This is a genomic window from Paenibacillus sp. JZ16 (assembly GCF_015326965.1).
Lineage (GTDB): Bacteria > Bacillota > Bacilli > Paenibacillales > Paenibacillaceae > Paenibacillus_AQ.
In genome coordinates this window covers 1,484,997-1,510,266 of record NZ_CP017659.1, presented here as the reverse complement: position 1 = coordinate 1,510,266, position 25,270 = coordinate 1,484,997, and the positions used below count along the sequence as shown (strand labels likewise).

21 protein-coding genes are annotated in these 25,270 nt (G+C 51.4%); 20 read left to right on the top strand and 1 reads right to left on the bottom strand.

All coding sequences use genetic code 11. From position 1 onward, the window contains the following. Positions 1-67 precede the first annotated feature (67 nt). On the top strand, positions 68-1,948 hold the full coding sequence (locus BJP58_RS06645; protein ID WP_194543310.1) for a beta-L-arabinofuranosidase domain-containing protein: 1,881 nt from the start codon (positions 68-70) through the stop codon (positions 1,946-1,948). 70 nt (positions 1,949-2,018) lie between these two features. Here BJP58_RS06645 and BJP58_RS06640 read toward each other — a convergent pair whose 3' ends face one another. Continuing rightward, on the bottom strand, positions 2,019-3,470 hold the full coding sequence (locus BJP58_RS06640; protein WP_194543309.1) for a DHA2 family efflux MFS transporter permease subunit: 1,452 nt from the start codon (positions 3,468-3,470) through the stop codon (positions 2,019-2,021). A gap of 238 nt (positions 3,471-3,708) precedes the next feature. Here BJP58_RS06640 and BJP58_RS06635 point away from each other — a divergent pair, with 238 nt between their 5' ends. The 19 genes from BJP58_RS06635 (at position 3,709) to BJP58_RS06550 (ending at position 25,256) form a co-directional block, all read left to right on the top strand. After that, complete coding sequence (locus BJP58_RS06635) at positions 3,709-4,086, top strand: winged helix-turn-helix transcriptional regulator (protein WP_194543308.1); 378 nt, start codon at positions 3,709-3,711, stop codon at positions 4,084-4,086. Between the two features lie 134 nt (positions 4,087-4,220). Next, the gene (locus BJP58_RS06630; protein ID WP_194543307.1) at positions 4,221-4,364 is read left to right on the top strand and encodes a hypothetical protein; all 144 of its coding nucleotides are present in this window, start codon (positions 4,221-4,223) and stop codon (positions 4,362-4,364) included. Positions 4,365-4,567: 203 nt separating this feature from the next. Next, positions 4,568-5,101: a hypothetical protein gene (locus tag BJP58_RS06625; protein ID WP_194543306.1), complete on the top strand. Its 534-nt coding sequence runs from the start codon at positions 4,568-4,570 to the stop codon at positions 5,099-5,101. A 1-nt stretch (position 5,102) separates the two neighbouring features. After that, positions 5,103-5,951: an aminoglycoside phosphotransferase family protein gene (locus BJP58_RS06620; RefSeq protein WP_233354994.1), complete on the top strand. Its 849-nt coding sequence runs from the start codon at positions 5,103-5,105 to the stop codon at positions 5,949-5,951. Between the two features lie 324 nt (positions 5,952-6,275). After that, positions 6,276-7,283 carry a LacI family DNA-binding transcriptional regulator gene (locus BJP58_RS06615; RefSeq protein ID WP_194543304.1) on the top strand — a complete coding sequence of 336 codons (1,008 nt, stop codon included), beginning with the start codon at positions 6,276-6,278 and terminating at the stop codon, positions 7,281-7,283. Positions 7,284-7,324: 41 nt separating this feature from the next. Continuing rightward, positions 7,325-9,121, top strand: coding sequence for an L-fucose isomerase (locus tag BJP58_RS06610; protein WP_194543303.1), 1,797 nt, complete (start codon positions 7,325-7,327; stop codon positions 9,119-9,121). Between the two features lie 12 nt (positions 9,122-9,133). Then, complete coding sequence (locus BJP58_RS06605) at positions 9,134-10,810, top strand: ribulokinase (RefSeq protein WP_194543302.1); 1,677 nt, start codon at positions 9,134-9,136, stop codon at positions 10,808-10,810. 215 nt (positions 10,811-11,025) lie between these two features. Next, positions 11,026-12,135, top strand: a complete 1,110-nt coding sequence (locus tag BJP58_RS06600) for a glycoside hydrolase family 172 protein (RefSeq protein WP_194543301.1) — start codon at positions 11,026-11,028, stop codon at positions 12,133-12,135. A gap of 45 nt (positions 12,136-12,180) precedes the next feature. After that, the gene (locus tag BJP58_RS06595) at positions 12,181-13,290 is read left to right on the top strand and encodes a glycoside hydrolase family 183 protein (protein ID WP_233355117.1); all 1,110 of its coding nucleotides are present in this window, start codon (positions 12,181-12,183) and stop codon (positions 13,288-13,290) included. Between the two features lie 73 nt (positions 13,291-13,363). After that, the gene (locus BJP58_RS06590; protein ID WP_233354993.1) at positions 13,364-14,764 is read left to right on the top strand and encodes an ABC transporter substrate-binding protein; all 1,401 of its coding nucleotides are present in this window, start codon (positions 13,364-13,366) and stop codon (positions 14,762-14,764) included. Between the two features lie 91 nt (positions 14,765-14,855). Next, positions 14,856-15,743: a carbohydrate ABC transporter permease gene (locus tag BJP58_RS06585; RefSeq protein ID WP_071220435.1), complete on the top strand. Its 888-nt coding sequence runs from the start codon at positions 14,856-14,858 to the stop codon at positions 15,741-15,743. A gap of 21 nt (positions 15,744-15,764) precedes the next feature. Continuing rightward, entirely contained in the window at positions 15,765-16,016 is a 252-nt protein-coding gene (locus BJP58_RS33380) for an ABC transporter permease family protein (RefSeq protein ID WP_199341203.1), read from the top strand. Between the two features lie 2 nt (positions 16,017-16,018). Beyond that, the gene (locus BJP58_RS06580) at positions 16,019-16,588 is read left to right on the top strand and encodes a carbohydrate ABC transporter permease (protein ID WP_199341202.1); all 570 of its coding nucleotides are present in this window, start codon (positions 16,019-16,021) and stop codon (positions 16,586-16,588) included. 30 nt (positions 16,589-16,618) lie between these two features. After that, complete coding sequence (locus BJP58_RS06575; protein ID WP_194543299.1) at positions 16,619-18,844, top strand: DUF6259 domain-containing protein; 2,226 nt, start codon at positions 16,619-16,621, stop codon at positions 18,842-18,844. Positions 18,845-18,940: 96 nt separating this feature from the next. Further along, positions 18,941-20,959 carry a hypothetical protein gene (locus BJP58_RS06570; protein ID WP_194543298.1) on the top strand — a complete coding sequence of 673 codons (2,019 nt, stop codon included), beginning with the start codon at positions 18,941-18,943 and terminating at the stop codon, positions 20,957-20,959. 15 nt (positions 20,960-20,974) lie between these two features. After that, positions 20,975-22,057 (top strand): glycoside hydrolase family 172 protein, encoded by a 1,083-nt coding sequence (locus BJP58_RS06565; RefSeq protein ID WP_194543297.1) that lies wholly within the window; start codon positions 20,975-20,977, stop codon positions 22,055-22,057. A gap of 101 nt (positions 22,058-22,158) precedes the next feature. Further along, the gene (locus BJP58_RS06560) at positions 22,159-23,172 is read left to right on the top strand and encodes a LacI family DNA-binding transcriptional regulator (protein WP_071220441.1); all 1,014 of its coding nucleotides are present in this window, start codon (positions 22,159-22,161) and stop codon (positions 23,170-23,172) included. 294 nt (positions 23,173-23,466) lie between these two features. Further along, positions 23,467-24,462, top strand: a complete 996-nt coding sequence (locus BJP58_RS06555; RefSeq protein WP_442953964.1) for an acetamidase/formamidase family protein — start codon at positions 23,467-23,469, stop codon at positions 24,460-24,462. 41 nt (positions 24,463-24,503) lie between these two features. Next, on the top strand, positions 24,504-25,256 hold the full coding sequence (locus BJP58_RS06550; protein ID WP_194543295.1) for an alpha/beta fold hydrolase: 753 nt from the start codon (positions 24,504-24,506) through the stop codon (positions 25,254-25,256). Positions 25,257-25,270 lie beyond the last annotated feature (14 nt).

The window sequence follows — 25,270 nt, the reverse complement described above, 5'->3', positions numbered from 1 at the left end:
GGGTAAGATGGTATATTTCTACCAGAGTGTGCACCTACAAGAACAGAAACAAGGAGTGTGGAAGTTGATGCTGCATGAGACTGCGTTTAAGAGTTTGCCGCTTCGAGCGATTAAACCGGCCGGATGGCTAAAGAGTCAGTTGGAGATTCAAGCAAGCGGTTTTACCGGACATTTGGAAGAACAGTGGAAAGACGTAGGGGATGAGAACGGGTGGCTGGGCGGCCAGGGAGAGAGCTGGGAACGGGGACCTTATTATGTTGACGGTTTGCTACCGCTAGCCTATTTGCTCGAAGACGAGTCTTTGATTGCCAAAGCGAATCGCTGGATCGAGTGGTCGCTTGCGAGCCAGCAGGAGAATGGCTTGTTCGGTCCGAATCGCATAACCTCCGTCAATCAGGATATCGATAAGGAGCAGGACTGGTGGCATTACATGATCATGCTGAAAGTGATGATGCAGCATGAAGAAGCAACGGGCGATGAACGGATCATTCCTTTTCTGACGAAGTTTTTTACTTATGTCCATTCGGTTATGGAGGAACAGCCGCTGCGGGGCTGGGCCCAAACCAGGGGTGCGGAGATGCTGCTGTGCATCGTGTGGTTATATCGACGTACGAAGCAGCCTTTTCTGTTAGAGCTTGCCGATATCGTTGCCGGACAAACAACGGACTGGAGCGATATCTTTCATGATTTTCCGTTCTGGCGAAAGGTCGAAGAGTGGGATTGGACGACCCATGTCGTGAATGTAGCGATGGGAATTAAAACGCCGGGCGTATTGTTTGAATTGAGTGGCAATCCGGTGGAGCGGGAAAGCGTGCATCGGGGCATCGATTCCCTAATGACGTATCACGGTCAAGCGCATGGCATGTTCTCCGGAGACGAATGGTTATCCGGCACCCATCCGAGTCAAGGCGTAGAATTATGTGCCGTCGTGGAGTATATGTTCTCGATGGAGCAGCTGACGCGTATTTTCGGGGATGGACGTTTCGGGGATATTTTGGAGAAGGTCGCATTTAATGCGCTGCCCGCCGCCATCTCCCCGGATTGGACCTCGCATCAGTATGATCAGCAAGTCAACCAGATGATCTGCAATGTCGCTCCGCGGGCATGGAGCAACAGTCCGGATGCCAATGTCTTCGGTCTGGAGCCGAATTTCGGATGCTGCACGGCCAATATGCATCAGGGCTGGCCAAAGCTAACGTCGCACCTATGGATGAAGGATCAGGAGGACGGGCTTGTTGCCATTTCCTATGCCCCATGCACGGTGAGAACGACGGTCGGTCGTCAAGGCGTTCCGGCTGTCGTCGAGGTAACCGGGGAATATCCGTTCAAGGATCGCGTTCAGATCCATTTGTCGCTGGAATACGAGGCATCGTTTCCTCTATCGCTGCGCATCCCGGCCTGGTGCGACGATCCTGTCATAACTCTGAATGGGCGCGATTTGCCATTCCAGGTGCAGTCCGGTTATGCACGAATCGTACAGAACTGGCAGAACGGCGACCGATTGGATATTCATTTGCCGATGGAAGTGAAGACTGTTACGCGCAGCATGTACGCTACCAGCATTGAAAGAGGGCCGCTGGTGTATGTGCTGCCCGTGAAGGAGAACTGGCAGATGATCCGGGAGCGCGACATGTTCCACGATTGGGAGATTTACCCTGCATCTCCATGGAAATACGGCCTGGTCGCCGATACGTCATTCGAGGTGCTTGAGCAGGATATGGTCCGCCAGCCGTTCCTGGCAAAGGATGCACCTGTCAGGGTGAAGGTGAAAGGCCAGCTGATTCGGGATTGGAAGATGGAAGGCAACAACGCCGGAAACCCTCCGCTGCATCCGAACACGGACGGACAGCCCATTACGGAATTGGAGTTGGTTCCATACGGAAGCGCCAGGCTTCGGATCGGTGAGTTCCCTCTGATTGGAGAGCGGAAAAGGGCCGCTAAGAAATAAGTGAAAGTAAGCACGCTATAATCGTTTTATAATGCAGAATCCCCCTATTGAGGGGGATTCTTATTCTTGTTTATCCGCCCGTCATCTTATTATGCTGTTGCTGATCGATGGGTTTATCCACTTGTTCCCACGGCTTAAGGAGCAATAACCCCATGACGACCCCAAGAGCGGCCACAGTCATCACAACAAGGAATGTAAACGAGAACGCATCAGCCCAAGCATCGACTTTCGGTACGGAATGAGAAGAGGCCGAAATACGGGTTGTCAACAATGTTGAGAAGACAGCCACGGCAAAGGAGCCCACAACTTGCTGTGAAGCATTGTTTAGGGATGTCACACGGTTGATTAATCCTTGCGGTGCAGCGTTCATAACGAAGGCGTTCAAAGACATAGCATATAATGCATGGCCGGATCCGGCTAAGGTCATGGCGACAAGGATGATTCCCGTTCCTCTGCCAAATGAATCCGTAAAGAGCAAGAATGCTCCCAGACCAAGAAGTGCAGTACCGATAATAACAAGCAGCTTTACACTACGAAACCGATCATACATACGTCCACCAATCTGCATGAGTACGATACTGGCAATAGCAGGTGATATCATGAGAAGCCCAGTATCAAAAGCATTAAGTCCTTTCACCTGCTGGAGATAAACGGGAACCAGAAAGAAGTTTCCATAGAATGCAGCGGCTGTTATCCATAGAATTAACATAGCACTTGTAAAAGACTTGGAGCGGAACACTCGCAACTCAAGGAGCGGCTCGCTATTTCCAAGTTCAATCAGGATGAATAGTAGAAGAGCCGCAACACCAACCGCAAGGCCGATAATGGTCTGTATGGAGCCCCATCCGGCATCGCCCGCTTGATTCACGCCATAGACGAGGGCGGCAAAAGCGATTGGACCAAAAATCATTCCGAGTTTATCCAGCTTAGCTTGAGTCTGACTCTTCAGTTTAGGAAGATAGCGTAGTCCAAACCAGATTCCTAATAAGCCTACAGGTACATTCACCCAGAATAAAAAGGGCCAGCTAACGTTATCCACCAACCACCCGGCAAACACGGGTCCGATGGCTGGTGCAATAAGAATGGGAACGCCCAAGTACGATCCCATTACGGTTCCTACCTTATCAGGAGGACTGATCTGAAAGACAATGGCATAACCAATGGGCATGACTATACCTCCTCCTAAACCTTGAAGTACACGAAATAGTATAAATTGCTCTGCGTTGACCGAGAGTGCGCACAGAATAGAGCAGATTGTAAAAATGAAGATTGCCAGGATAAACATGCGCCTGCTGCCAAAACGATCAGCCAGCCAGCCGGCTACCGGAATGATGGCCGCTTCGGCAAGAATATAACCCGTGGTCGCCCATTGCATAAAAGATAACGAGCTTTGAAAGGAATTCATTAGATTAGGAATGGCTACATTCATGGCTGTCATATTAAGTAGGACCATAAACATGCCAATGATGATAGCGAATAAGGGTGCGCGAATTTCTTTTATGGTAGTAATGGTGGTCGACATGTATTGTCTCCTCCTGTTATATTTTTTTGTTCGAAGTCACATCTCCGGATATGTGACCCCATTCAGAAAGAGAATCGCGCGATTCCAGGTGATACGTGATGCAGTATTCAAGTTTGCACCTTGATCACAGCTATGTGCCAAATTATAATGACTCTAAATCAACAATAACAGTAGGCAATATTTATTGATTAGATCATTTAATATAGACCAACTTACTTTACGTTAGGGTGGTGATGACTTGAGCGATCGTTCAGAGCATCGTGAGGATTATGAGGCATGTACGGAGGTTATCGGCGAGGTTTTAAAAATAGTGGCAGTGAAACGCGCGGTTCACGTAATCGGTGAACTGCATGATGGTCCCCAGCGGTTTAACCGCTTGCGTCGGAGTTTGGGCAATATCAGCACGCAATCATTGACAGTGATTCTGAGGCATCTGGAGCAAAACGGCATCATTAGCCGTCAGGTATTGCCGACTATGCCGGTTACCGTGGAGTATTCATTGACAGACCAAGGTAGAGAATTTGAAGAGGTCCTAAATGTGATACATGATTGGGGAGCATCTAGGAGAATGCATCGGACTCCTTTAGGAAAAGCAAGCTTCTCAGCAGAGAAATAGATAAACGAAACTCATGAAAACCGCGTTGATCGCGGTTTTTTTGTTGTACAGCTATGTGTTCAAGGTTAAGATAAGTGTTTACCAAGCTTTGGAAAACACATAATATGGAGTTATTGGAATATGGAGGTGATCGTATGAGAATAGACAAGAGCATATTTAATATCTCGGCATGGCTGGCTCTGTTTACCATCCTTGTGTTCCCAGGTAAAATATGGGCGGAGGGTGAGGGTGCACCCCGAATCGAATATGGATTTCCGTTTAGATTCTTTATCAAGTAATATCCGGATCACATGGATAGCAGTCCCTGGTTTATTAAGGGCGTTCACATTCAACCGCTGTCTTATTTTTTCAATGTATTGGTGATTTATTGGATACTGCACATGTTGTTGTCGCTAGGAAAAAGTATAAAAAAGAAAGAGTAATGGGATAAGCGATATGGAATGCGCTGGTGAGAAAGGGAAATTTGCCAAAGGAGATTTTCATGAAAATAAGAATGATAGTGGTCCTATTACTCGTATTTGTTATCCTGATAAATGGCAATGCTCAACGAGATTCGATGGATACGCCCCTATATGAAGGTAGAAACCTCGTCATAGGTGTGATCGGAGAAACACCGCAAGTCAGGGAGAAGGGGCATGTGGGTTTTAAAGAAGTTACGTTTCAGCAGCTAGAGGATCTAGACCTTTCCGCGGAGCTTGACGCCATATTCATAACAAAGGAACATTTGATGGAAGCTTCTGAGCCTAAGTATACAGAAGTGTATAATAAGGCTGAAGTTCCCTTTTTCTATATTGAGTCTAAAAAATCTCATGTCCCCTTCACGGTCGAAGAATTGTCTTACGATGAGGTTCCGGATCTTTCATCGGATATGTATGCAACCGGATATTACGGCAAGGATGCGGAGCATTGGGGTTACGGTTTATACAACGGTGTAATGAATGAGACCAATGTCCAGGCTGTTTATTCCCATATTTTCGCAACGATCGAGTCGTTGCATCATGACGGAGGAACGTAATTTGCGGGAAATCATTTGGTTGGAGAAAAGCGAGACGCTTGAGCTATTGTTGGAACATGAACCTGCAATTCAAGTCATCCCGTTAGAGTCCGGTCTGGAAGCAGAGGTGGCGAAGATCGTCACGCCATCGGCAGACTACGTACTAAAGGTTTGGAATAAAACGTCCAAACCCGACGTTCAAATGCAGTATCGAATATTGAATGCATTGTATTCGCATGGAAGGGCCGTATCGAAGCCTGTGGGCTGGGGGACAGACCGGAATAGCAATCCAGTAATGCTGACCAGTTACGACGGCACGCCCGTACAAATAGTCAATCAGTCTAAACTAGTAAAGCTTGCGAAAACGCTAATGGATATACATAAGCTGCCCCTGGATAGCCTGAACGGCTTCGGGCTGCCGAGGTATGATTTCGTCTCTTATTTTTATCCTCGAATGGATGAGTTCCCGGATATCCAACATCCATTGATGGAGCTTGTTGAGTTTGCACATATGAAACAAGAATGTATCATCCATGGCGATTATCACCTTGGCAATATTCTTGAGCATGAAAACAAACTGACCGTGATCGATTGGACGAATGTCCAAATGGGCGATCCCCGATATGATATCGCATGGTCGATTATCTTAATGTGGATATATGTAAGCGAGAAGCAAGCGTCCTTTTACCGTGTTGCATTTTGTGCCGAGAACCGTTACGAAGCCGATGAGCTTGAGCTGTTTGAAGCCATTGCGTGTCTGCGCTGGGTTTTGCTTAGCAGAGTGGACCACCCTCCCATTAGAAAGGATACGATCGCTAGGGTAAGGTCGATATTGACGAGCAACACGTATTTAAATATCAGGGCTCTTTAAGTCTGATCCCAAATGACCAGCCAGGTTCCCAAATACAAGACGGAGATAGATTCGTGAAATATTACAGCTGTACACGGAGCCCCCTGAAGCCACCTTGCATAATGGTAAGGGGCTTTTTTCTATATTAGAAGCAGCGTGATTAAGCCAGCCAATCGCCCAAGAATGAGATAAGTTAGAGCTATGCAAAAAGTCGAGTACAATTCTCTTCTGAAGTTTTATAAAAATAGGGTTGACATAAGCATGTACCTTCTTGTAATCTGTGATTGTAATCGTTTACGTAATCGATTACATAGCGCAATCATGACGTTTTGAGGTGAACAATGTTTGGCAAAAGCAACGATTAAACAAGTAGCAGCGGCAGCAGAAGTATCCACGGCAACCGTTTCAAGAGTGCTGAACGACAGCGATTATGTAAGCGATGAAATTAAAGAGCGAGTGATGGCGGCGGTGAACCAATTGAATTACCGTCCAAGCGCCATCGCCCGCAGTCTGAAGCAGGACCGGACCTATATGATCGGGGTTATTGTTCCTGATATTTCCAACCCTTATTTTATGGGGATCTCCAGAGGTATTGAGGACATTGTAGGCAAAGAAGGCTTTCAGCTTATATTCTGCAGCTCGGATGAGAATCCGGACAAGGAACGACGACTGCTTAAGCTTATGCAGGAAAAGCGCGTGGACGCCGTCGTACTGGCGACGTCGGGCGGCAATGATCCGGCGATCAAGCAGCTGGCGGATTCCAAAATGCCGATTGTTCTCGTAGACCGGAAGCCGGACTCGCCGGAAGCGGGTTTGACTCTCGATCTGGTAGCCGAGGACAATACCGAGGGCGCATCCCGCCTGACCCGGAAGCTGCTTGAGGATGGTCATACGGTTATTGGTGTAGTAAATGGACCGACGAGATCCAGCACAGGAAGGGAACGTCTTGAAGGTGTCCGGAAAGCAATGAAGGAATACGGTTTGAACGAGGAACCCATGGTGTACAATGGAGACTTTTCTACGGAGGATGGAATCCGCGCGATACAGCATTTTCTGGCAGGGGGAAGAAGGCCAACTGCGGTTATATCCCTGAATAACCGCATGAGTCTCGGTGTTTTGCTTGAGATTGTGCGTTGCGGTCTAAAGATTCCGGCCGATATGGCCGTAGCTTCTTTCGGTGAAGTAGAGGCCGGTCCATTACTCAAGGAATCGGGACTCTATTATATGGAGCAGCATCCCTATGACATGGGGATCAAAACCGGCGAGATTCTTCTGCGTCGAATTCGCGATGAGGCCCCGCTGTCTGAACCTGAAATAGCGATTTACAGCAATGAAGTGAAACAGCTGGATTGATTCTACATGCTGCCGCTCTAAAAACAGAGAGGATGAGGACGATGCAATATCAAACTCACAACTGCAATCGATTGCAGAATCAGCTGCCGAAGATTGGTATACGACCTGTTGTAGATGGTCGGAGGGGAGGCATTCGGGAATCGCTGGAGGACGTAACGATGGATATGGCGAAGCGAACGGCGCGTCTGCTTACCGAACGGCTAAGGCATAGCAACGGGCTGCCGGTAGAATGCGTGATGGCTGACACCTGCATTGGAGGCGTAGCCGAAGCCGCACGTACGGAGGAGAAGTTTGCCAGGGAGAATGTCGGTCTTACCATTTCGGTGACTCCCTCCTGGTGTTATCCAACGGAAACGATGGATACGCATCCGACAAGGCCGAAAGCCATTTGGGGATTTAACGGAACGGAGCGCCCCGGTGCCGTGTATCTGGCAGCAGCTCTTGGCGCGCATAATCAGAAGGGACTTCCGGCTTTCTCTATCTATGGTCGGGATGTGCAGGATATCGGGGATACCGAAATTACGGCTGACGTAGAGGAGAAACTTTTGCAATTTGCAAAGGCTGGCCTTGCCGTAGCGACCATGAAGGGGACTTCGTATCTGTCGATGGGCACAGTATCTATGGGAATCGCGGGCTGTATCGTCGACGAGGATTTTTTCCAGAAGTATCTTGGGATGCGCAATGAATATGTGGATATGACGGAATTCGTAAGACGAATCGAGCTGGAAATTTACGATCATGACGAATATGAGCGGGCGCTTTCCTGGATTAAAGAAAACTGCAAGCCTGGGGCGGACGTCAATCCGGAGCATTTGAAGCGAACCGATGAGCAGAAGCAGCAGGATTGGGAGACCGTCGCGAAGATGGCGTTGATCGCGCGCGATTTGATGGTGGGTAATCCGAAGCTGGCGGAAATGGGATACGGAGAGGAAGCGCTCGGGCGAAATGCGCTGGCTGCAGGTTTTCAAGGACAACGTGCCTGGACGGATTATTTTCCGACCGGGGATTTCATGGAGGCTATACTGAACTCATCCTTTGATTGGAATGGTCTGAGAGAGCCCTACATGGTCGCAACGGAGAACGACAATCTGAATGGGATTACGATGCTGTTCGGACATCTTCTCACGGATGCAGCGCAGGTATTTGCGGATGTTCGTACATACTGGAGCCCGGAAGCCGTAAAGCGTGTAACCGGGTATCAGCTTGAGGGAATTGCGGCGCAGGGCGTGATCCACCTGATCAATTCCGGGCCTGCTGCCCTTGACGGGACGGGAAGGCAGACAAAGGACGGCAGACCGGCGATGAAGCCGTTCTGGGAAATCACGCAGGAGGAAGTTCAGGACTGCCTCGATGCGGTCAAATGGTGTCCGGCTATTGATTTCTTCCGCGGGGGTGGCTTCTCAACCGACTTTACGACCCGGGAAGGTATGCCGGTAACGATCGCGAGAATAAATAGGGTTGCGGGTGTTGGACCGGTCCTTCATATTGCCGAGGGGATGACCGTTGAGCTGCCGGACGCGGTACACGATATATTGGATCAGCGAAGTGATCCTACATGGCCGACGACCTGGTTCGTGCCGAATCTGACCGGTCAAGGCCTGTTCAGGGATGTATATACCGTGATGAGCAATTGGGGATCCAACCATGCCGCTATGAGTTATGGGCATATCGGCGGGGAATTGATCACCTTGGCATCAATGATCCGCATTCCGGTATGCATGCACAACGTTCCGGAGGAACGGATATTCCGGCCAAGCGCCTGGACCGCCTTTGGCGGACTGGAACCGGTCTCGGCCGATTACCGGGCATGCGCAGCTTACGGTCCTTTGTACAAATAGGAGGCAGATAACATGAAGCAGTTATACACCATTGGCGTGGATTTTGGTACGGAATCGGGCAGAGCTCTGTTGGTTGATATCACGACCGGGCGAGAAGTTGCTACCCATGTGACGCCATACACGCATGGAGTCATGGACGAGGTGCTGGTCCACTCGGGTTTGAAGCTGGGGCAGGATTGGGCGCTGCAGCATCCAGATGATTACATAGAGGTGCTTCGGCAATCCATCCCGCGCGTGCTCTCGGAGGCTAACGTATCTCCGGATCAAGTCATCGGGATCGGCATCGACTTCACGGCATGCACGATGATGCCGCTGGATGCCGGGGGGACTCCGCTGTGCATGCTCGAGGAATGGAGGGACAATCCGCATAGCTGGGTAAAGCTGTGGAAGCATCACGCGGCTCAGGATGAAGCGAACCTGATTAATGAGGCCGCTAAGCGGCGAGGGGAGAAATTTCTTGCACGCTACGGAGGGAAGCTGTCCTCGGAGTGGATGCTTGCGAAGTCTTTACAGATTCTGAATGAAGCTCCCGAGTTGTATGAGCACGCTGTACTGTTTATGGAGGCTGCCGATTGGGTGGTCATGGAATTGACCGGTCAGCTCGCACGGAGCAGCTGCACCTCAGGTTATAAAGCCAATTGGCATAAACGGGATGGATATCCGTCCAAGGAGTTCCTCCAGTCGCTTGATCCGAGGTTCGGGACCCTTGTGGAGGCGAAGCTGCGAGGCCCGATCAAGCCACTGGGTTCAAAAGCTGGCGGATTAACCGACTCGATGGCAGCTATAACCGGGCTTCTGCCAGGAACCGCGGTAGCCGTAGCCATCATCGATGCCCATGCCATGGTGCCGGCCGTCAGTGTCGTAACTCCGGGTAAACTGGTGCTCGCCATGGGAACCTCTACCTGTCATTTGATATTAAGCGACAAGGAAGTGACGGGAGAAGGGATTTGCGGTGTCGTCGAGGACGGGATCATCCCCGGTTATTACGGGTATGAGGCAGGACAATCGGCCGTTGGCGATATATTTGCCTGGTATGTGGATGAGGCAGTGCCGGAATATGTAAGACGCAAGGCTGCCGAAGATCGCCTCGGCATTCATGAGTGGCTTGAGAGGGGAGCATCACAATATGAGCCTGGCCAAACCGGCCTGCTGGCTCTCGACTGGTGGAATGGAAGCCGTTCCGTACTGATGGATGCCGATCTGAGCGGTGTCATCCTTGGATTGACCCTGCAGACCAAGCCAGAGGAAATATACCGGGCGCTTCTGGAGGCTACCGCCTTCGGAACGCGAGCGATCATCGAAGCCTTTACCGAAAGCGGGGTTGAAGTCCAGGAGCTCTATGCTTGCGGCGGATTGCCGCAGCGAAACCGGCTGCTGATGCAAATCTATGCCGACGTTACCGGCAAGGAAATCAAAGTAGCGGATACCGTCCAGACGGCTGCCTTTGGTGCAGCTATGTTCGGTGCCGTTGCGGCAGGCAAAGAGCGGGGAGGCTTTGAGAGCATCGTAGAGGCAGCAGAAGCCATAGCTCGTGTTCGTGAAGAGACCTTTAAGCCGATTGAGGCCAACGTGCGTGTATATGATCAATTATACAAGGAATATAAAGGACTTCATGATTATTTGGGAAGAGGCGAAAACGGGGTGTTGAAACGCTTGAAAGCATTAAAGAGCGGAAAATTACCGGAATGAATGAAAGATTGAACGCCTAAAAAAAACGCCTAAATAAACGTCTGGCCACGACGAAATATCGCCGGGTAGCATTGGACTCATAAACTGGGAGTGCAGGTTCTGGAAAGATCTGCATTCCGTATTAACTAATTCTGCAATCGATGTCACAATTTGTGAAACGACATTACGAAGTACGTTCAACTATCATCCGCAAGCCAAAAAGGAGCGAATCATTCATGGACCATCAAGCAGCATTATCTTCACTCAGCCTTACCCGAACCGGAAAAAGAAAACGGGAATCCAGCTACGACCGTTCTGGAGGCAATAAAGACTACTTCTCCATCAACCCAGGCGATCTGACCGAAATTTGCAGCATTCCGGGCGCTGGCGCCATCACTCACATCTGGATGACAATGGCCAGCGACGTCCCTGCGGAGGAATTGTATTTGCCGCGAAAAATCGTTCTCCGCATGTACTGGGACCAAGAGACGGAGCCCAGCGTGGAAGCGCCGATTGGCGATTTTTTCGGAATGGGGCACGGGCTCACCAAAAATTATACGTCAGCGGCATTGATGATGAGTCCCGAGGACGGCAAGGCATTCAACAGCTTCTTCCGTATGCCGTATGCGGATGGAGCCCGCATTACGATTGAGAGCGAGGCGGAGCATCCAATCAAATTTTATTTCTATGTGGATTATGAGTCCTACGATAAGCTGCCTGAGGAGGAGCTGAGATTCCATGCCCAGTGGCACCGGGAAAATCCGACCGACGGTATTCCGGACACCGGGGTGGACAACGCCTTCTACGAATTCGGCAGCAAGAATACGACCGGCAGCGGCAACTATGTCATTTTGGACGCGGTCGGAAAGGGCCATTACATCGGCTGCAACTTCAATGTCCACAACCTGCGCGATACGCGGGAATGGAACTGGTACGGCGAAGGCGACGACATGATCTTCATCGATGGGGAACCGTGGCCTCCGACCTTGCACGGAACAGGCATGGAGGATTATTTCAACACGGCTTGGTGTCCGCAGCAGGAGGTGTGCACCCCGTATCATGGCATTATTTTGGGAGGGGGACCGAACTGGAGCGGCAAAATCTCCACGTACCGTTATCATATCCTGGACCCGATCATGTTCGAGAGCAGCATCAAGGTTACGATTGAGCACGGCCATAACAATCATCGTAGCGACGATGTTTCCTCAACGGCGTATTGGTATCAGGCAGAACCGCATCGCCCTTTCCCGAAACTGCCGAAGGTCGATAACCGATTGCCTCTGCCGGATATCAAGCCGCTTAACCCTGCCAGCATGAAACAGATCTTCGGCCATTCTAACCCTTGATATCAAGGGTGGGATATCGAATCGAAAGGGGAGATGAGCTTGAGGGTGAAAACGGCTTTGCTTGCCGGCCTAATCTTACTGCTCTGCGGCTGCACGAACGGCAGCAAGGTGAATCCCCAGCTTGATGGAGCAGATAAGGAGTTTTTATTAAAAGGCATAACCGGCCTGGAACAAATTACGCAATTGACCGGCGAACCATCGCCTAATCGCACGGATCGTTACGCGGTGTACGGGACCGACCTCGGTTCCATGATGAACGACGGGGAACGAACTTACTTCGTGTTCGGGGATACGTTCGGCGAGAGGGAGCCAGGACAGACTGGCGGAGGAGGCAGCTACTGGCGCTCCAATACGATGGCCTATACAACGGATGCGGAGGCGGCTGACGGCATCACATTTGAAGGCATGGTGACGGATGAATTCGGAACGGCCAAGGAACTGCTGCCCTCCGCCAAAATCGACTACGAAGAAATGACGAAAATCCCGACCCACGGCATTGCGGCAGGAGGTGCGTTGTATTTGTACTACATGTCGGTCAAACATTGGGGAGATCCGGGGAAGTGGGACGCCAATTACAGCAGCGTCGCCAAATCGGTTGATAACGGAGAAACCTGGGAGCTGCAGGACCAGCTCCGTTGGCCGGGGGATGGCAATTTCATTCAGGTAAGCCCCTATAAGGTGGAGAATGACGCAGGCGGCTCGAACATTTATTTCTGGGGTATTCCAGCCGGGCGCTTTGGCGGCGTTCAGCTTATGAAGGTGGGGGAGGAGCACATCGAGAAGCAGTCCAAGTACGAGTATTTTAGCGGCGTGGATGCTGACGGCAATCCCCAGTGGAGCACCGATATGGAGGATGCAATAGAAGTGGTGGATGACACGGCAGGCGAGCTTTCGGTTGTATGGAATGCTTATCTGGAACGCTGGCTGATGACATATCTGAAGGAAGGTAGGGGTGTTGTCATACGTGAAGGCATAACGCCATGGGGACCATGGGGCAAGCCTCTGGATTTGGTCCGAGCCGAGGATTATCCGGGACTGTACGGTCCCTATATGAATGAGCGGTATACCGAGAATGACGGGCAAACGATCTACTTTACCTTGTCTTTATGGGATCCATACAACGTCTTCTGGTTTAAAGCCTCGCTGGAAAAATGAAAACGGATTCAATTCATGTTCGGTTTAAATGCGAATCGCATTTAAATAGTTTGATCCATTATAAGGAGGGTTCATGATGCAGAAAACAACCATCAGCTTCAAATCCTGGCGTGTTCCGTTCTCCGTAATTCTGGTTCTCGTACTGTTCATTACAGGCTGCGGCGGACGATCCGGCGGTCCCGGAGGGGGAGCATTAAGCAATCCACCGGAAAATGAAAGCGTAAACAACGGAGGCGGCGCCGGCGACAAAGTAGTGATTGATTTCTGGGCGCAAAAATTCGAGGATACCACCGATGCCTGGTTCAAGAAATGGGTCGGCGAATTTAACAAATCCCAAAGCGAAGTCGAAGTGAAGCTGACGATTGTTCCGGCTGACGCTTGGGACCAGAAGATGAAGGCAGCGCAAGCCGCGGGGAAAGCGCCGGATATCCGAACGATCAACTACGGCAATGTGGCCAACGCGGCAAAGACGGGTCAGCTTATGGCGCTGAACGATTTGATGGATTCTGCGGCATTCGATGATTTGTACGACAACATGAAGGATTTTGTAGCCGTCAACGGTCAGTACTACGCTTACCCGAAGCTCGTTGAACCGTCAGCCGTGATGTTCTATCGGAAAGACATGTTTGAGGCAGCCGGGCTTGACCCGAATCAGCCGCCGACCACGTGGACGGAGCTTCTGGAGACGGCTCAGAAGCTGACCAAGAAAGGCGTGTTCGGATTATCGATCGCGCAAACGGCTCCGGATCTGGGCTGGTCGAGCTGGGGACTGCAGTACAACGCGGCAGGACATCTTGCGGTGACGGAGGACTGGTCCAAAGCGGACGTGAATAATGAAGGATACAAGGCGCTCCTGGATTTTTACCAGAAAGCCTACCAGTCCGGCGTCATGCCGAAGCAGGCTCTGGCCGGATATGCGGATATCAAGCCTTTCGGCGAGGGCAAGATTGCCATCCAGATTTGCGGATCCTGGGCGATCGGACAGCTTCGCAACACCTATAAAGATATGGTTGGTAAAGTAGGGATCGCACCAATGGCATCGATGGACGGCGATTTGACGAAACCGACGGCAACGCTCGGCGGCTGGTCGCTGGCAGTTGACGGGAAATCCAAGCATCCGCAGGAATCGGCCGATTTCATCTCATACCTCCTCGCGGGTGATCCGAACATCATGATTGACTTTTTCAAGACGTCTCAATTCTCCAAGTTCTCCCCGCGCAAATCGGTGGACGAAGCGATGAAGTCTGATCCGGATGCATCGAAGGATGCATGGCGTTCGCTGGTCTCCGAACAGATCATACCATACTCCCAAGCGGAGCCGATCTATCCATGGGACATCAGCTTCGCGCTCGCCACCTCCATTGAGTCCGCCATGAAAGGAACGTCAGTGGACAAAGCGCTGGAGAAAGCGGAGAAGGATATTAACGATTTCATTACCAAAAACAAGCTTGCCGGCACAAATCCGAAAAATTAGCGCTCAGGCGGCCATCGGGGATCAACCCTTCAAATACGGATATCCGATTTCGGATGGCTGCCTCATCCTTAGGTCATGGTGGTGACTCTACATGTTTAAGAAAAATTTCCGGCAGGATAACGGAGTGGCTTATTTGCTTCTCGCACCCATCGTCATCCTGCTAACGATCTTTGTCATCATACCTTTCTTCTATGCCCTGCGAGTGAGCTTCTATAATTGGAGCTTCTACCAGGATTCCACCTTTGTGGGCTTACAGAATTTCTATATGGTGCTGACGGATGACCTCTTTCTCCAGTCCATCTGGGTAGGGCTCAAGTTTGCCCTTATGGTCGTTCCGACGATGCTGATTCTCTCATTTCTGTTCGCCAACATCATTAAGAACCTGGGCTCCGGCTTCGCAAGCGTCGTGAAGACCTCCGTGTACATCCCAACCATCATTTCCGGGATCGTGGCATCGGTTATCTTCGTCTTTATCTTCGATTATGCCGGCGGCTTAGCCAATTATATCATCGGACTGTTCGGATATGAGCCGAAAGCTTGGCTTGCGGATGTGGCTACGGCGCTGCCCAGCATCGCCGCTCCTGCCGTATGGCTGGGCTTCGGTCTCACAACGCTGATCATGCTGGCAGGTCTTCACGATATTCCGAAGAGCTACTATGAGGCTGCGGAACTGGAGGGAGCGGGCACCTTTGTCCGCATGTGGTACATCACGATTCCGCTCATGCGCAATGTGATTCTGTATCTGCTCGTAACCGGATTTACGGCGCAAATCTCACAGTTCGAGCTGTCCCTCGTAATGACGGGTGGCGGACCGCTCAGCGAGACCACAACGCCGAACCTGTATATCTTGAACCATTTCCGCAACGACGTCATGGTCGGCAATTCCATCGCGGCATCGCTGCTGTTGTTCGTGGTTCTGGGCAGCATCTCGGCCATCATCTTCAGAGTATTGAATTCGGAAAAAGCGATCGACGGTTAGGGAAGACAGGAGGATAACTTGATGAAAACGTTCAACGGAGTTCAGAAAACATTGATGACACTTTTGACCGGTCTGGTGACAATTATGGCTCTGTTCCCGCTGCTGTGGGTCATCATCGCCGGGTTCAAAGACAAGGCGGAGGTGCTTGCCACGCCGTTCCGATTCTTCCCCAAGAAGTGGATGGTTCAGAATTATACGGACATTCTCGGCGATTCGGCCTTCATTCAGTCGATGCTCGTCACATTCGGGGGGCGGTATTATTTGCAGCGCTGAGCTTGGCCGTTAATGCTACGGCGGCATACGTCTTCGCCAGGCTCGAATTTCGGTTCAAGACGTTTCTGTGGGTCTACGTCATCATCACCATGTTCATTCCCGGCATGGCGATCCTGCTGACCTCTTTCATCGTGGTGAATGAGATGGGCATGCTCGATACGCTTGCTGTGCTCGTATTGCCCGGGATCGCTTCTGCGGGACATATGTTCTTCATCCGCCAATTCTATCTGAATATCCCTATGGCGCTGGAAGAGGCGGCGCTGATCGACGGAGCGGGCAGGACCAAGATCTTTACCCATATTTTCATTCCCATGTCGTTCCCGGTCTTTGTCATTGTAGGCATCGGCTCCTATTTGGCCTATTGGAATTCCTTCGTATGGCCGACGATGACGGTTACCAACCCGGAGCTGTTTCAGATTATGCAGTATTTGTACACCTTCCGTTCCGAGCGTGCAACGGAAATGGGCATGCTGATGGCCGGATCGGCGCTTTCCTGTTTGCCGACCATTGTCCTGTTCCTCTTCTTCCAGAAGCACATCATTTCAGGAATCAAAATCTCCGGATTGAAATAGCGTTTCAATGCCAAAAAGTGGAGGTGGCGCATGATTATCATTGAGAACGGACACATTCGGGTTGAGATCAGCGAGCATAACGGAACGATCCAAGCCGTACGCGATCGCTTAAAGGGGATCGATTACATCGTGGACTCGGGCCGTGGCCGTACGGATCCGTTTCGACTTGAGACAGACGCGGGGTTTAGCAGTTCTTTTCAAAAGTTTGAATGGAGCCGGGAACGTGCCGCATCCGGGCATAATCAAGTTCGATTATGCTGGCACACGCAGGAAGGCATGATTGTAACCTCGTCCGTAACACTCACGGCGGAAGAGAACGGTATTGAATTCAAATGCGGGGTTGATAACCACTCGGAAGACAGGGTGCTAAGCCTGGAATATCCGATTGTCCCGAACATGGCCACGATTACGGAGGATGGCGAGGAGGATTATATCGCTCATCCCTTCGCGACCGGATTTGAAGTTAACAACCCGATGAAGGTTTTTGAAACGGACGGGATCGGGTTTCGTTTTATGCCGTACCCGGAAAGCTTCTCGGGGGCGACGATGCAGTTCTTTACCTACTACGGCAAGGGCAGGGGCGGGCTGTATTTCGCGGCGCTGGACGGTGAAGGCCATCCGAAATGGCTGAATTTCTACAAGAACGGGAATGGCATGCTGGAAGCCTCCGTGATCCATGGCTGCAGCGATATGGGACCCGGCAAAGGGATACGGCCTCATTACCCGGTACAGGTGTCGCTTCTGTCTGGAGGCGGATGGTACGAAGCTGCTGACCGATACAAGAGCTGGGCCGTAAGGCAGAAGTGGTGTTCACGCGGCAAGCTTTCGGGCAGGGCTGCGAAGGAGGGCAGTCAATGGCTGCATGAGGACATGGGAGCAGCAACCTTCGGAATCAATGCGGGATCGGACCGCACGGCCTGGATTCAGAAATATCATGACAGCATCGGAACGCCGATGTTTCACATTCTGGGCCCCGACTGGACGCATCGGCCGCAGACGTTCGGCAGCGGCGTGCCGGGAGGATATGACGATTGGTTCCCGACCCGGTTCAACCCGGAGAACATCGCTCTGATTCGAAAGCTGGGCCATCGCTTCGCCCCGTTCGAGTTCGATTACCTGTATCATTTTGACGGAGCCGACGGAGAGCTTGGCAAGGAAGCCGAGCAGAAATTTCCCGAGTTGAAAAAAAGCGTGGATGCCTACCGCTTCCCGTTCCTCTGTCCGGCACATCCGTATACCCATGATTTTCATGTGAAACGGGATGCGGCGCTGCAGCGAAGCGACGATATCGATGCGATTTACTATGATATCTCCGCCAACAACATTTTAAAGATCTGCATGGATGAAAACCATGGTCATCCGGTGGGAGCAGGCAGGATCATCGAGGAGGCCTACCGGCGGAACTATGCGGATACGAAGGCGGCCATGTGCGAAATCGCGGAACGTTACATCCCTATGGGCACCGAGATGATCAATGAGACGATGCTCGATCTGATCGACTACTATCAGGCGCGGGCCGGAGGGCAGCCCGCAGCGCCGCTTGAAGGCTGGCCGATCCGGGAGCTGCTTAAGTCAGGCGATGCCCGCCAGATCCCGATGTTCACATACGTGTATCATGAGTACGGAGCGCTGAGATTGGACGGCTGGGGCAAGCTGACAGAGGAAATTGGGGAGCTGTACTATTTTACGGTGGCACGCACGTATCTCTGGGGCGGTGTATACGAATTGAATTACGAATACAGTCCGATGGAGGCGCTGGACGGGATCGAAAATACGGCGGAGGAGCATTACTACCCGTTTGATCCTCGCGGGTATGCCTTTTCGACGAAGCGGGCCGAGTATTTGGCGCTGTATGCACGGCTTCGGACCGGAGCGGCGAAGACGTACTGGTCGTATGGGACCATGCTTCGGCCCCTCTCCTTCGACAGCCCGCAGGCTTCTATGAAATGGTTTCACTATAACCATGGCAAGGAAACGCCGGAATATAACAATGCAGGAGTATTGCTGACCGATTCCGTTATCCATGCGGCATGGCAGAATGAGCAAGGCGATGTTGGCTTGTTCTTTGCGAATGTGAGCGAAGCGGAGCAAACGATACGTATAGATCTACGACCGGAAGACTACGGGAAAACGGCAGTGAGCGGGCGGCTGTACATGCTTACGGGAGAGCAGACCGTAGATTGCGATCCGCAGCAAGATGATCGGCGCTTGCTCTCGCTTCCAGCCCGAAGCATCGCGATGCTGGAGTTGACCTAGCCTTGAACTCGAGAATATAGATAATGGATGAATTTTGGCGTGATAAGATTTGACGGTAAACCAAATAGTCGGATAACGGGGAGAAGGGAGACATCCATGAAACGATTACCGGATTCTTTTGTGAAGCAATGGGTTTACGACGATATCGGGCAAACGGCGCCAGAGGTAAGTCTGTATCAGCTGGATGAAGAGACGATCCACTGCGTGCTGACATTCGAGCTGGAGCAGACGATTCAACAGGATGACTGGCAGATGCGTTTGGAGCCGGCATTCCTGCCTCATTTTCACTGGGCGCCTCATTTAACGCCGACTTCCCGTCATGTGATGGACCAGCATTGCTTTCGTTCGCCCGCGCTCATCGTTCATGACGATACAAGGACGCTCATGCTCATACCGGATCTGGATCTGATCACGAAGGATGCAGACGCTCGTTGGTACATGGACCTGGATGCCCCTAATAACCTGCTTGTCTTGGGAATGAGCCGAACTCGGGTAAGCGAGCATGTGCTGTTTGAGAAGGTGAATGGGGCTTCATATTCTTCAGGAACGATACGCTTCGGTTTTTATTTGAAAATGGCGGATCATGATCAGGCCGGATTGAACCCCTGGCGACCGTTGCTGCAGTTTTTATGGGATCGATGGGGCCATGCCCAGTTCAGTCAATCGATCGATGGGGAGGTCCGCCTAGATAGCTATGTAAAGCATGCTTATGAATGGGCTTTTCGGCATTGGAAAGACACGGTATGGCAGGAATTCGAATGGGACGGACGGAACATAGGGGCACCGGTATTCATTGCCGATGTGAGTCAAAGTCCGAATTATCCGGGCGTGCCCAACGAAAGGGAGAGCCGATCGATCTGGAATCAGGCCTGGTTCAGCTCCCTTCGCTCGGCTCAAGGCATCTACCGATACGGTAAGGAACAGAACGATCCGGAGCTGGTTCGCAAGGCAATGCTTATGAAGGAGCTTGCGCTGGCGGCCCCGCAGCGAGGCGGGTTCTTTCCCGCCGTCATCGCGACGGAGATGAAGCGGGTGATGGTAGATGGACAGCAGGTCAATCGGTCCGGGAGCTGGGCGTTAGCCTTCTGGGGAAATTCCAATCGCAACCCGGTCGATCCTTGGGGGGCGATCGCTGCAGCGCCTTATCATGTGCTGGATATGAGCTGGACGGCGCTGCTCATGCTTCGATGGCATGATGAGCTCGAGCCGGATCCAAGGCTGTTGGAATATGCCGCGCGCTATGCGGATGCGCTCGTGGCCCTCCAGGACGGGAAGGGATATTTTCCAGCCTGGCTGGATCAGGATACGTTAGCACCGCTGGATATCCTTCGGGAGTCCCCGGAAACGTCGCTCTCCGTCACGTTTTTGCTTAAGCTGCACCAATTGCGCCCGGATTCCAAATACATGGAAGCGGCAGAGCAGGCGCTTAAGGTTGTTATCCAGGAGATCGTGCCGACCGGCAGGTGGGAGGATTTCGAGACGTATTGGTCCTGCTGCGGTTATGGGCGCGATGAGCTTCCAGGCAACAAAGTGGCTAGGAATAACATGTTCAAGCAATGTAATTTCTCCATGTTTTGGACGGCGGAAGCGTTATACCATATGTATAAAACAAACGGTGACAAACGATATATGATCGTTGGCCAACGTGTGCTGGATGAAATGCTGATGACGCAGGCTTCCTGGCAGCCGCCCTATCTGTACGTCGACGTAGTGGGCGGATTCGGCGTCATGAACTGCGACGGGGAATGGAATGATGCCCGGCAAAGCCTGTTTGCTGAGCTGATTCTGCAATATGGCGTGGAGTTGGACCGAAAAGAATATATTGAGCGCGGGTTAGCCGCTTTGCAGGCCTCGTTCGTCATGATGTATTGTCCCGAAAACGAAAAAACAAAAGAGCAGTGGGAGCGGGCGTATCCTTTCTTTAACGAGAAGGATTACGGCTTCATGATGGAGAATTACGGTCATGATGGTGTTGTGGACGAGGAGGGGCGAGGCATGGGGACATTCACCATCTTCGATTGGGGGAACGGTGCGGCAGCTGAGGCTTACCTGCGGATTAAGGACCGTCTGGGTCAAACGTTGAAAGAGCGGTACGGATACGATATCACATACTAAAAGGAGCGATAACAGATGATGAACTTTAATGGACTTAATATGCACCTCGGAAATTTATCCCGGCTGTCCAATGCGCAGACGAGATCCATCAGCGCGGAGAATTTTACCGGCGAAAAAGGAAAGGGCGGAATGGCTACCGACGGCACGGGCGCAGCGGCTTCCAGGGACTTGGGCGTGGGCTGGAAGGTCTCTCCTTCCGTGGAGATTTTACCGGGCGAAACGTTTACGATGGGTGACATTCAGGGTCCCGGGGCGATTCAACATATCTGGCTTACGTGCCATCCGACGCTGTGGCGCAATCTGATTATCCGCATGTATTGGGACGATGAGCAGGAACCTTCGGTTGAGGTGCCCGTCGGTGATTTGTTCTGTAACGGATGGGGCGAGCGCAGCGATGTCAATTCAATTCCGGTTGCCGTGAATCCGGCCGGCGGCATGAACAGCTACTGGCAGATGCCCTTCCGCAAGCATGCCCGATTGACGATGGAGAACCGTGCGCCGGAAAAGGCAGTCCTTTACTATCAAATTGACTATACGCTGACGGACATCCCGGAAGATGAGGCATATTTTCACGCGCAGTGGCGGAGAACGAATCCCGTTCCATATAAAGAAGTTTATACCATTCTGGATGGGGTGACTGGACACGGGCACTATGTAGGGACTTACCTCGCCTGGCAGGTGAACAATAACGGCTGGTGGGGTGAAGGCGAGATCAAGTTCTATATGGACGGGGATCAGGATTATCCGACCATATGCGGTACGGGAACGGAAGATTATTTTGGCGGGGCCTGGAATTGGGAGCAGCCGATTGGTACCTACCGAACCTACTCGACGCCATATTTGGGGATGCACCAAGTGCTGAAGCCGGACGGGTTGTATCGAAGTCAGCAGCGCTTTGGCATGTATCGATGGCATGTCATGGATCCAATCCGTTTTCAAAGCGATCTTCGCGTGACCATTCAGGATCTTGGCTGGAGGTCCGGAGGAAGGTATCTTCCGCAGCAGAGCGATATTGCATCGACGGCGTTCTGGTATCAGGCCGAGCCCCATGCGCCATTTCCAGAGCTTCCGGGTAATGATGAGCGGGAGGTTATATAAAGGAGGAGCTATTGCTTACCTGCTGGTAAGGTGATAGTGTGAATCCATGGACCCTTTTGCGGGAGCATATGGCGTATCCATGGTTGTTAATGGAGGATAGGATGGACAAACATACGATTTATACGATTGCTGAACGGGTAGGCGTATCCCCTTCTACGGTGTCCAGAGCCTTGTCGGGAAGAGGTTACTGCAGTCCCAAGACGAAGAGCAAAATTCTGGCGGCTGCGAAGGAAATGAACTATGCGCCCGATCATGCAGCGAAGATGCTGAAAATGAGACAAACCAACAAAATTATTTTTGCCGTGCCCGATATATGCAACCCTTTTTATTTCGATATGATCAACGGAATCAATCAGGTGCTGGAAGAGCATGATTACCTGATGATTCTGTTTTACACCAAGCATAGGCTCCAGGAGGAGATGAAGGCAATTCAAACCCTGCGGGAAAATGTGGCCGATGGCATGATCATGGTGTCTTTTCATTTCGGTGAAGAGAATATCGGGGCCATCAATGCGCTGCAGGCACCGGTCGTGCTCACGAATAAATATGTCTCGCCGGAAGGGAATGACCGCTTCGATTATGTGTATGTGGACACATATGACGGGATCAAGCAAAGCACGGAGCATCTGATCCGTCAAGGCCTGCGTTGCATCGCCTATATGGGCGGCAATCTGAGCGAGCAGACCGGCCATGAGCGGTTCTGCGGGTATCGGGATGCCATGCTGCAAGCGGGGCTCCCCTTGCTGCCGCGTTTTATCGCCGAGTCCGATTATACTGAAAGCGGCGGTTATGCGATGGCAAAAGCGTGGCTTCAAGGGCCCGACCATCCGGAGGGCATTGTCGCCGCAAACGATTTAATGGCAATCGGGGTTATGAAGGCCTGCGAAGAAGCCGGTCTTCGCATTCCCCATGACGTTGCCGTTGTGGGCATGGATAATCTGGACCTTGCCTCCCGCGTATATCCCAAGCTGACGTCCGTTGCCTTGCAGCAGGAGGAAATCGGCCGCAAGGCAGCCCAAATCCTGATGGATCGCATGTTGGGAATACCGAGGGAAGAGCGGGCCGTGAAATTGATGCCGCAGATCGTCGTGCGGGATTCCAGCGTAAGGATTTGAAGAAAGAATCGTGTGTAGTGAGAATGGCCGTGCACATAGTAACCGTTACCATTCCCATGAACGCTCATCGTTAGCTGATATAAAATTTAACTGACATGGAGATGAACCGTCCCTCGCAGTGAATCTGCGCAGTGGACGGTTTTTTGTGTTTCGACGAACAACCATGGTACAACCGGAATTGGGCAATGGTTTGTTTTTGGAGTAATTATTATTACGTTTAGGAGTATATTTTTATTGACTTTAAGAGTAATTTGAAATACCTTATAAAGTAACAGAGTGAATATGAGACATGGAATGGCCACTCTGATTACGGCTGTGAAGGGAGAAAGTTGGATGTCACAGGTTCATATGTTACAACCGGATATTCATACGCTTCATGGATTTTTCAGCAGGGAATTGGAACCCGCCCTATACATACAATCTGGGGATACTGTCGTGTATCAAACCTTAGATGCGGGTTGGGGACTGGAGAAACGTGCTGCCCCAGGCGCGGCGAGAATGAAGTTTACGAAGCGCAAGCCGGAGCGGCAGGAGAAGCAATTCGGGCATGCGTTATTGGGTCCCGTCCATATTCAAGGGGCTAAACCCGGGCTTACATTGGAGATTCAGATCAACGAGATCGTTCCCGGATCATGGGGATGGACCTCTGCCGGAGGTTATCCGAGCTATTGGAACGAGAAGCTGGGCATGGCCCACGCCAAGGAAGTGACGCTGGACTTTGAATTGGATCTCAAGACCATGACAGGCAGAAGCCAGTTCGGAAATTTCAAGTATAGCGTCGGCCTGAAGCCGTTTATGGGAATCATGGGCATGCCGCCGAATGAAAAAGGTCAGCATACGACTTTTGCACCGCGCCCTTATGGAGGAAATCTTGATTGCAAAGAATTAACGGCCGGCAGCACCTTGTATCTGCCGATCCCGGTGGATGGCGGGCTGTTCTCAACAGGGGATGGACATGCGGCTCAGGGAGACGGCGAAGTTAGCGGTCCCGCCCTGGAATGCCCCATGGAGAAGGCGAGTCTAACCTTTCATGTCCGAGACGACATGCCCATAACGATGCCCAGGGCCAAGACAAGTACCGGCTGGCTTACGATGGGGTTTCACGAGGACCTGGACGAAGCCATGTGGATGGCATTAAGCGGGATGCTTGATCTCATGACCGAGCTTTACTCTATTTCAAGAACGGAGGCATATGCCTATGCCACCTTGACGGTCGATATAAGGGTAACCCAGATCGTGAACACATGTAAGGGCGTGCACGCATTTTTACCTTTTGGGGCATTGAGGTAACACTTCATAGATAAATGAAAATTTTTAAGGAGGTCTAATGCATGCAGTTATACGAGACCATGGTCAATAACCAAGGGGTACATATTCATGTGACGGAGGTACATCGGGATCTTAGGAACGAACAAACCTCACTGGTCGTCATCCCGGGACTGTCCGAGTCGGCTGAGGATTATATCGCCATTATGGAAAAGCTGTCGCCCAGGCATATTGTTATCATCACGCTTCGCGGCCGGGGCCGAAGTGACTCGCCTGCTTCGGGTTATACGCTCGAAGACCATATCAGCGACATTGATGCGGCGATTCGTCATCTTGAACTTGAGCATTTCGTACTCATGGGATATTCTCGAGGGGTGTCCTATCAATTAGGCTACGCCGTTCAGAATCCGGAACGCATTCAAGGTTTGATCATCGGGGACTATCCTGCGGTTCATACCGAGCTGCCTGCGGGATGGGTGGAGTTCTTCACGTCGCTGCCCCCTTGGAGAGGAAAGAAGCTGTCTGACCGAATGAAAATATCGGCTTTACAGGCACTGCAGCAGGAATCGGCTAAGGTCGAAATGTGGAACGACCTAACTAGACTGACTTGCCCGGTCCTTATTATCCGTGGCGTAAAACCACATCCCGGGTTATCATTAGAAGCAGTGGAACAATATAAGCTTGCGTTGCCTCAGGCAATCATTGTAGCGTTCGAGGAGCACGATCACAATATTTTTGAACCGGATGTGGATTTGTTTGTCCGCACCGCAGACTCTTTTCTGAAAAAGATTAGGAAGAACCATCAATCAATCACTTAAAAAGGGTGTACGCA

Coding starts and splice junctions, on each gene's coding strand:
- BJP58_RS06645 (WP_194543310.1), top strand. CDS start 68: ATGCTGCATGAGACTGCGTTTAAGAGTTTGCCGCTTCGAGCGATTAAA.
- BJP58_RS06640 (WP_194543309.1), bottom strand. CDS start 3,470: ATGTCGACCACCATTACTACCATAAAAGAAATTCGCGCACCCTTATTC.
- BJP58_RS06630 (WP_194543307.1), top strand. CDS start 4,221: ATGAGAATAGACAAGAGCATATTTAATATCTCGGCATGGCTGGCTCTG.
- BJP58_RS06625 (WP_194543306.1), top strand. CDS start 4,568: ATGAAAATAAGAATGATAGTGGTCCTATTACTCGTATTTGTTATCCTG.
- BJP58_RS06610 (WP_194543303.1), top strand. CDS start 7,325: ATGCAATATCAAACTCACAACTGCAATCGATTGCAGAATCAGCTGCCG.
- BJP58_RS06605 (WP_194543302.1), top strand. CDS start 9,134: ATGAAGCAGTTATACACCATTGGCGTGGATTTTGGTACGGAATCGGGC.
- BJP58_RS06600 (WP_194543301.1), top strand. CDS start 11,026: ATGGACCATCAAGCAGCATTATCTTCACTCAGCCTTACCCGAACCGGA.
- BJP58_RS06590 (WP_233354993.1), top strand. CDS start 13,364: ATGATGCAGAAAACAACCATCAGCTTCAAATCCTGGCGTGTTCCGTTC.
- BJP58_RS06585 (WP_071220435.1), top strand. CDS start 14,856: ATGTTTAAGAAAAATTTCCGGCAGGATAACGGAGTGGCTTATTTGCTT.
- BJP58_RS33380 (WP_199341203.1), top strand. CDS start 15,765: ATGAAAACGTTCAACGGAGTTCAGAAAACATTGATGACACTTTTGACC.
- BJP58_RS06575 (WP_194543299.1), top strand. CDS start 16,619: ATGATTATCATTGAGAACGGACACATTCGGGTTGAGATCAGCGAGCAT.
- BJP58_RS06570 (WP_194543298.1), top strand. CDS start 18,941: ATGAAACGATTACCGGATTCTTTTGTGAAGCAATGGGTTTACGACGAT.
- BJP58_RS06565 (WP_194543297.1), top strand. CDS start 20,975: ATGATGAACTTTAATGGACTTAATATGCACCTCGGAAATTTATCCCGG.
- BJP58_RS06560 (WP_071220441.1), top strand. CDS start 22,159: ATGGACAAACATACGATTTATACGATTGCTGAACGGGTAGGCGTATCC.
- BJP58_RS06555 (WP_442953964.1), top strand. CDS start 23,467: ATGGCCACTCTGATTACGGCTGTGAAGGGAGAAAGTTGGATGTCACAG.
- BJP58_RS06550 (WP_194543295.1), top strand. CDS start 24,504: ATGCAGTTATACGAGACCATGGTCAATAACCAAGGGGTACATATTCAT.